4 protein-coding genes and 1 tRNA gene are annotated in these 6,144 nt (G+C 57.8%); 2 read left to right on the top strand and 3 right to left on the bottom strand.

The window, feature by feature from the left end:
• Window positions 1-232 (bottom strand): transposase (locus JLDANKMP_RS20935; protein WP_212562016.1); only part of this gene is annotated, 232 nt, incomplete at its 3' end.
• A gap of 1,344 nt (window positions 233-1,576) precedes the next feature.
• Between JLDANKMP_RS20935 and JLDANKMP_RS20930 the strand changes: the two genes are divergently transcribed.
• Complete coding sequence (locus JLDANKMP_RS20930) at window positions 1,577-2,083, top strand: hypothetical protein (RefSeq protein WP_212562015.1); 507 nt, start codon at window positions 1,577-1,579, stop codon at window positions 2,081-2,083.
• A gap of 12 nt (window positions 2,084-2,095) precedes the next feature.
• Window positions 2,096-2,953, top strand: coding sequence for a Kiwa anti-phage protein KwaB-like domain-containing protein (locus JLDANKMP_RS20925; RefSeq protein WP_212562014.1), 858 nt, complete (start codon window positions 2,096-2,098; stop codon window positions 2,951-2,953).
• 804 nt (window positions 2,954-3,757) lie between these two features.
• Here JLDANKMP_RS20925 and JLDANKMP_RS20920 read toward each other — a convergent pair.
• Window positions 3,758-3,833, bottom strand: a tRNA-Ile gene (locus tag JLDANKMP_RS20920).
• 448 nt (window positions 3,834-4,281) lie between these two features.
• On the bottom strand, window positions 4,282-6,135 hold the full coding sequence (gene rpoD, locus JLDANKMP_RS20915; RefSeq protein WP_005411179.1) for an RNA polymerase sigma factor RpoD: 1,854 nt from the start codon (window positions 6,133-6,135) through the stop codon (window positions 4,282-4,284).
• Window positions 6,136-6,144 lie beyond the last annotated feature (9 nt).

Here is a 6,144-nt window from a genome sequence, read left to right as displayed (position 1 = left end):
GATTGGCGTTCTCGGCCCGAAGGCGGCTGATCTCGCTTTCCAGGTCGGTGGCTGGCCTGCGAGCCTCAGAGGTCAACGACCGGCCAGCACGGACCGCGTCAAGCCAGTTTGCCAGCGTCTTGACCGACATCTCCAACTGACGGGCCGCTGCGGCAGGCCCGAGCGACTCGGCCAACTCGACGGCTTGGTGCTTGAACTCATCGGTGTAGCTACGACGGGTGATACGGGACATAAGGGACCTCCAAGTGCGATCAAAGTATCGCTTCTTGGCGTCCGCTGACGGGGGGCCAGATCAGTCCTCCGCAATATCCAATGCACTTGAACTTGGCTGTGACTAACACGGGTAGTCAGTGTTCGTCGTGGCTAGACGCCCGCCCTTGGGCTAGCCTCCCGCCTGAAACGTCGGAAGGTCCCCTGGATGTTTAGCGAAGCCAGGCCGTCACGCTACAAAGCCGCTCCACCCGGTCATACATCTCTGAGAAGAGTACGAACGGATCTGCCCTCCCGGCCGGTTTGCCGTGCTCATGCCGCGATGCACTCAATCGAATCGTCTCGACCATGCCTCTCGAGGTCGAATGGGAATGAAGCCTCAGCAAGCGCGTGTGGGGATCCACGGCCATCGGCAGCCGATGAACGAGTTTGTTTCGCATGTCTCCAAGCTCACGCAGCCACTTGGGATCAGTCTTTGTGCCCCAGTTGGCAAAGAGATGTCGCGCTATCGGATCCAGAAGTTTGTCAACCTTCCTACCAACTGCGCCCTCCAACCGCGCCATGCTGTCTGCAGATTCATTAAGGCCCAAATGGAAGCTAGCCACCTTTGCAAGGTAGTCCCTCGCACTACATAGGTCTGTCGCTACGGCCTGAAAGTCACGATAGATGTCACTCAGCGGTAAGTTGGAAAAGCTGGATTCTGGCTCCCTATCTGCAACCGCCCAGCACAGCTGCTGGTGATGATGAACTGACAGGTCCCGCATGCGATGTCCCGCGCTAGTCAATGATGTGCTGACGCTCCTCGCCGCACGGGCGTAATCTGCATCTCCTGAGGCATCGGAGTTGCTTGAGATGGCCCCCCAAAGATCTGCCGCGAAGAGGCCTTTGGAAAGCCGACCAATACCGGGATTCCAGAACGCCTCGGACACTCCTTTCCCATCAAATTCCTGGTTATATCCGACGAATCTGCTACCACACTCCCGTGCCAAGGTATGTAATGCAGGCCAAGTTAAATCGTAAAGGGTAACCAGCTCTCCCTCTCCGCGAAGAGGTAGCAGAGCCAAGCCACGGTCAGCCGTCTCAACTGCACGCAGACCCCCGGTAAAGTAAAGGACGTTTGTGGTTCGGACAGATCCGATTTCCAAAAATTCGACAGCGTTGGGCATCTTTCCTCCAGTGGCGAATCGAAAGCAGCCAGGCACGTCTGCCGGCTGCCCACAACAATGACATCTAGCGGTGTCCGAAGCCTACCTTTCTTAGCCATTGAGACGGAGAGGCCGCACAATCAGCTACTTCGGGCCTTGCCAATAATTCACGGCCCGTTTACATTTGATGAAAGAGGTGGGTTCCGATGCTTAGTAGGCTGATGCGACTATTGCTCGCACTGACGGCGATATCCCCGATATTCGTGTCGCTGGCCTTTTCCTTTGCGACTCGAGCCAACAATGTCCAGCTTGCTTCGCTGGCGATGCTGGGCTGCCTTTTACTTGGCCTCTCCTGTGTCGCCATTATCCACAGGTGCCAAGTTCATCTAGAGCGCCTTCCGATCAAGGTGGAGAAGGCCAAAAGCGCAGATAAGGAGGTGATTGGATTCTTTGTTGCGTACGCGCTGCCTTTGGTATTCCGTGGGCAGGCTTCCGCATCACTTGGTGAGTGGACCTTGGCCGCCGGGATGCTTTTGTTCGTGCTGTGGAGCACTAACTCACTGCAGGTCAACCCAGTACTCGGCCTACTGGGATATCGCTTCTACGAAGTGGAGACGAAGGAAAAGGTTACTTTTCTTCTCATTACAAAGACCAAAATTACCTCCGTAAGCAAGATTACGACTGTAGTGCAGCTCAGCGACTACGGAATTCTTGAAGCAAAAAGCTAGGAGAAGGACCTCATGAACCTGTTTGCCCTCACCGATGCCGCCAATAGCCGCATCCTAAGACTGCCGCTCAACAGTGCCGTGCAGAGTTCACTTCAGGGTGTCTTTGCACAGCAACTTGCAAGCTTTAATGAAGGAATTACCGATCGAGTGAGGTTCGACGGCAGGTACCGTCCCGATCCGGACGAGCTTCTTTTTATCGAAGATTTTGTCGACATCGACGGGCTGGCCGACGCAGTGGCGAGTCCACTTGGTGTCGACCAATTTGACCATAATCGTCACAACCTCGGTGACATCAAGGCTCTGTTCGCAGGCGATCCCAGTCAGCCAGGGCGAGTCCTTATTCAGCTATTTGAGCGACGCCGGGTGATCGACAAGGGGTCAACGCTATTCCTTTCCGGAAACACGTTCAACCGGATTGAGTCCAATGGCATTGTATTAGATACGAAACTGCTTGCCGTTCTCGAAGGCAGACTTCTAACCTTCCAGAGCTTCCACTTCGTACGCCGGGTGTTTGCGCTTTCCGACTTTTTCCGCGAGGCGACTGCGGCTGAGGTTATGCAGTTTGCACAGCACGAAGCGCTTCATAGCGATGACCCCGCGGCTTTCGAGGAGTCCGCCAACAACATCGTTAGAGGTAAGATTGGGCTGATTCTGCAGTCGGGCGTGCTGAGCCGACACTCCCCTCAAGTTCTGGCGGACACAGCAAAGACTTTCAAGGTTGATATCACCCTAACAGCCGATGGCAAGATCCAGCTTCCTGACACACAAAAGGAGCTGCGGCGACTCCTTCGTTTTCTCGATGAGGATTTTTACGAATCCCCCCTATCTAGAACACATTTCATTTCGAACTCCAAACGGGTAGCGGACTAGGCCTGCTTAACAGGTTGTTGCGGGCCTTTTCTCGACACACAAGGGAGTCTCGAGCTCACGATTGATACCGCTGGAGACGCGGCATATCCCCTCAAGATACCGCATGTGAACCGAGGTTGATGTTGCGGCCGGCTCGATCATCTTCTATGAGCAGGGTGGTCCCACTCCAGCTCTAATGAGCCTTCCATGCTGCGCAGTTCAGATACTAGACGATGGCTCTGAGCAGCCTATCGTCATTGTCCAAACAGAGCTCGCGCAGCAAGGCACCATCTTGGGTGTATGGCCACTATCCGGAGGTAATGGCATCTGCATGTCTACCGACGTTGGGTTGCTCTCTGCCGGTTTCGGATCGCAGGTTGCCCGTGATAGTTCAGTCAAGCCGAGCTTGCTTCGCCAGTCGGACTAATTCCAGAGTTGGATGTCCGCTTTTGGCCGAAAGCCGACTTTGAGCGCTGATCGCGCAACGAAGGTTGCCTTACGTGCCTCCCCGCTGGACTCGATCTTAGGCCGAAAGGGAATACCAAGCCGATGGGGTGCGCGCGTATGCGATCAAGCGTCATTAGGTGCAGCACACTTGGACCTGGCGATAAGCCGACCAATAGGCACCACCATCACTTGGAACCCTTCGGGCGCAGTTGTCGCCTAGCCGATACTCAGAGACTTCAGCACAAGTTGGCCGCAGCCGGCAAAATTGCCTTTTACGGTCCATAAGTCGTTGAATCGTCTAGGGCGGCCAGCTTCGAGAGGCCTCAAACCGGCCAACTTGTGCTTCCGCCCACATGCAACCGGTCAAGCGAGGTCGGTTGGTGGGCCCACCAGGATTCGAACCTGGAACCAAGGGATTATGAGTCCCCTGCTCTAACCGTTGAGCTATAGGCCCGGCGCAGCCTCACAGTGTAGTGGAGGCCGCGCTCGATCGGCTACCCGGCAGCAGCAAGAGCCTCAGCCACATGCCCCAACCGCTTCTCCGCCACGTCCGCAAACCAGACCTGCCGCCGCAGGTGCGCGTGGAACAGCGCCACAGTCCTCCTGGTCTCTTCCAGCCCCTTCTGGTTGTCCGCCGCCGAAGCCAGCAAATAATCCAGCACCAGACTGCGTCAGCAATGCCAGCGTCGCTCTTCGGGCAAATCCCAGTGAATCCTCGCGCTCGTCGCGCATCACATCTTCCCAATGCAGTAGCGGCGCAAACGCGCAGCCGTTGAGAAGACCTGCTGGATACGTCATCGCAAACAGCAGCTGGCTCGACTCTACAGAAAGCACACACCCCCCAAAAAGAAAAACCCCGCACCAGGCGGGGTTTCTCTCAACGCTTCAACAGCCGCTGGAAATCAATCGATATCCAGGAAGCTGCGCAGCTGCTCCGAGCGGCTCGGGTGACGCAGCTTGCGCAGGGCCTTCGCTTCGATCTGGCGGATGCGCTCGCGGGTAACGTCGAACTGCTTGCCGACCTCTTCCAGCGTGTGGTCGGTGTTCATGTCGATGCCGAAGCGCATGCGCAGCACCTTGGCTTCCCTCGGGGTGAGGCCGGCCAGCACGTCGCGCACGGTTTCAGACAGATTGATGTTGGTGGTGTTCTCGATCGGGGACTCCACGTTGGTGTCCTCGATGAAGTCGCCCAGATGGGAATCCTCGTCGTCGCCGATCGGGGTTTCCATCGAGATCGGCTCCTTGGCGATCTTCATCACCTTGCGGATCTTGTCTTCCGGCATGTCCATTTCCTTGGCCAGCTCCTCCGGCGTAGCCTCGCGGCCGTACTGCTGGAGCATCTGGCGGGAAATGCGGTTCAACTTGTTGATCGTCTCGATCATGTGCACCGGAATACGGATGGTGCGTGCCTGGTCGGCGATCGAGCGGGTGATCGCCTGGCGGATCCACCAGGTGGCGTAGGTCGAGAACTTGTAACCGCGGCGGTACTCGAACTTGTCCACGGCCTTCATCAGGCCGATGTTGCCTTCCTGGATCAGGTCGAGGAACTGCAGGCCACGGTTGGTGTACTTCTTGGCGATGGAGATGACCAGGCGCAGGTTGGCCTCGACCATTTCCTTCTTGGCCTTGCGCGCCTTGGCTTCACCGTAGGCCATGGCACGGCTGATTTCCTTCAGCTCTTCCAGGTCCAGCTGGGTCAGCGTCTCGATGTCGATCGTCGCCTGCTGTTCGGCAATGATCTGGTCCTTCACTTCGCGCAGCGCCGAGGACCACTTCTGCTTGCGCTTCAGTGCGTCTTCCACCCACTCCAGGTTGGTCTGGTTGCCTTCCCAGGAACGGATGAAGTCCTTGCGCGGCATGCGGGCGGTAACGGTCGCCAGGTTCAGCACGCGGCGCTCATGGGCCTTGATCGACGCCATGGTGTCGCGCAGCTGCTTGGTCAGCACGTCGGTCAGCGGCAGCGGCAGCTTCAGGGTGACGAACACCGCCGACATTTCTTCGCGCAGGCGCGGCAGGTTCTTCTTGTCGCCCTTGGTCGCGGCCTTCTTGAAGGCGTTGAAGGCATCGCTCAGCGCCTGCATGCGCGCGGCGACTTCCTCCGGATCCGGACCGGTCGGTGCGGCTTCTTCATCGCCACCGTCGACATCGTCGTCCTCGTCCTCGTCGCCTTCGGCGTCCGCATCGGCGCTGTCATCGGCAGCGACCGCCGGCGGCGCCGGCTCTTCGTCGACCAGGTCGTTGAAGCCGACGATCACTTCGGCCAGGCGCTTCTTGCCTTCCTTGTGGGCTTCGTAGTCGTTCAGCAGCGACTCGACCGAAACCGGGAACTGGCCCAGGGCCGCCTGGACCTGCGAAAGGCCTTCCTCGATGCGCTTGGCGATAGCGATTTCGCCTTCGCGGGTCAGCAGCTCGACGGTGCCCATTTCGCGCATGTACATGCGCACCGGGTCGGTGGTACGGCCACCTTCGGTGTCGAGCGCGCTCAGCGCGGCGGCAGCTTCTTCAGCCGCGGTGTCATCGACTTCGCGGTTGCCGGTGTTGCCATCGTTGAGAAGCAGGGTTTCCACATCCGGCGCAACTTCATGGACATCGATGCCCATGCCGTTGATCATGCCGATGATGTCTTCGATCTGTTCCGGGTCGACCATGTCGTCCGGCAGATGGTCATTGACTTCGGCGTAGGTCAGGTAGCCCTGTTCCAGGCCCTTGCTGATCAGTTGCTTGATTTCGGATTGGGCAGGACGTTCGTTGGCCATGTAGTGCTC

The sequence above is a fragment of the Stenotrophomonas sp. PE591 genome, assembly GCF_018320795.1.
In the GTDB taxonomy this organism is placed as follows: domain Bacteria; phylum Pseudomonadota; class Gammaproteobacteria; order Xanthomonadales; family Xanthomonadaceae; genus Stenotrophomonas; species Stenotrophomonas maltophilia.
The sequence above is the reverse complement of the archived record's forward strand: the minus strand, read 5'-3'. Positions and strand labels throughout refer to the sequence as shown.

Bases quoted from the DNA above. Each gene is read 5' to 3' on its own strand.
- JLDANKMP_RS20930 (WP_212562015.1), top strand. From the start codon at position 1,577: ATGCGACTATTGCTCGCACTGACGGCGATATCCCCGATATTCGTGTCG.
- JLDANKMP_RS20925 (WP_212562014.1), top strand. From the start codon at position 2,096: ATGAACCTGTTTGCCCTCACCGATGCCGCCAATAGCCGCATCCTAAGA.
- rpoD (WP_005411179.1), bottom strand. From the start codon at position 6,135: ATGGCCAACGAACGTCCTGCCCAATCCGAAATCAAGCAACTGATCAGC.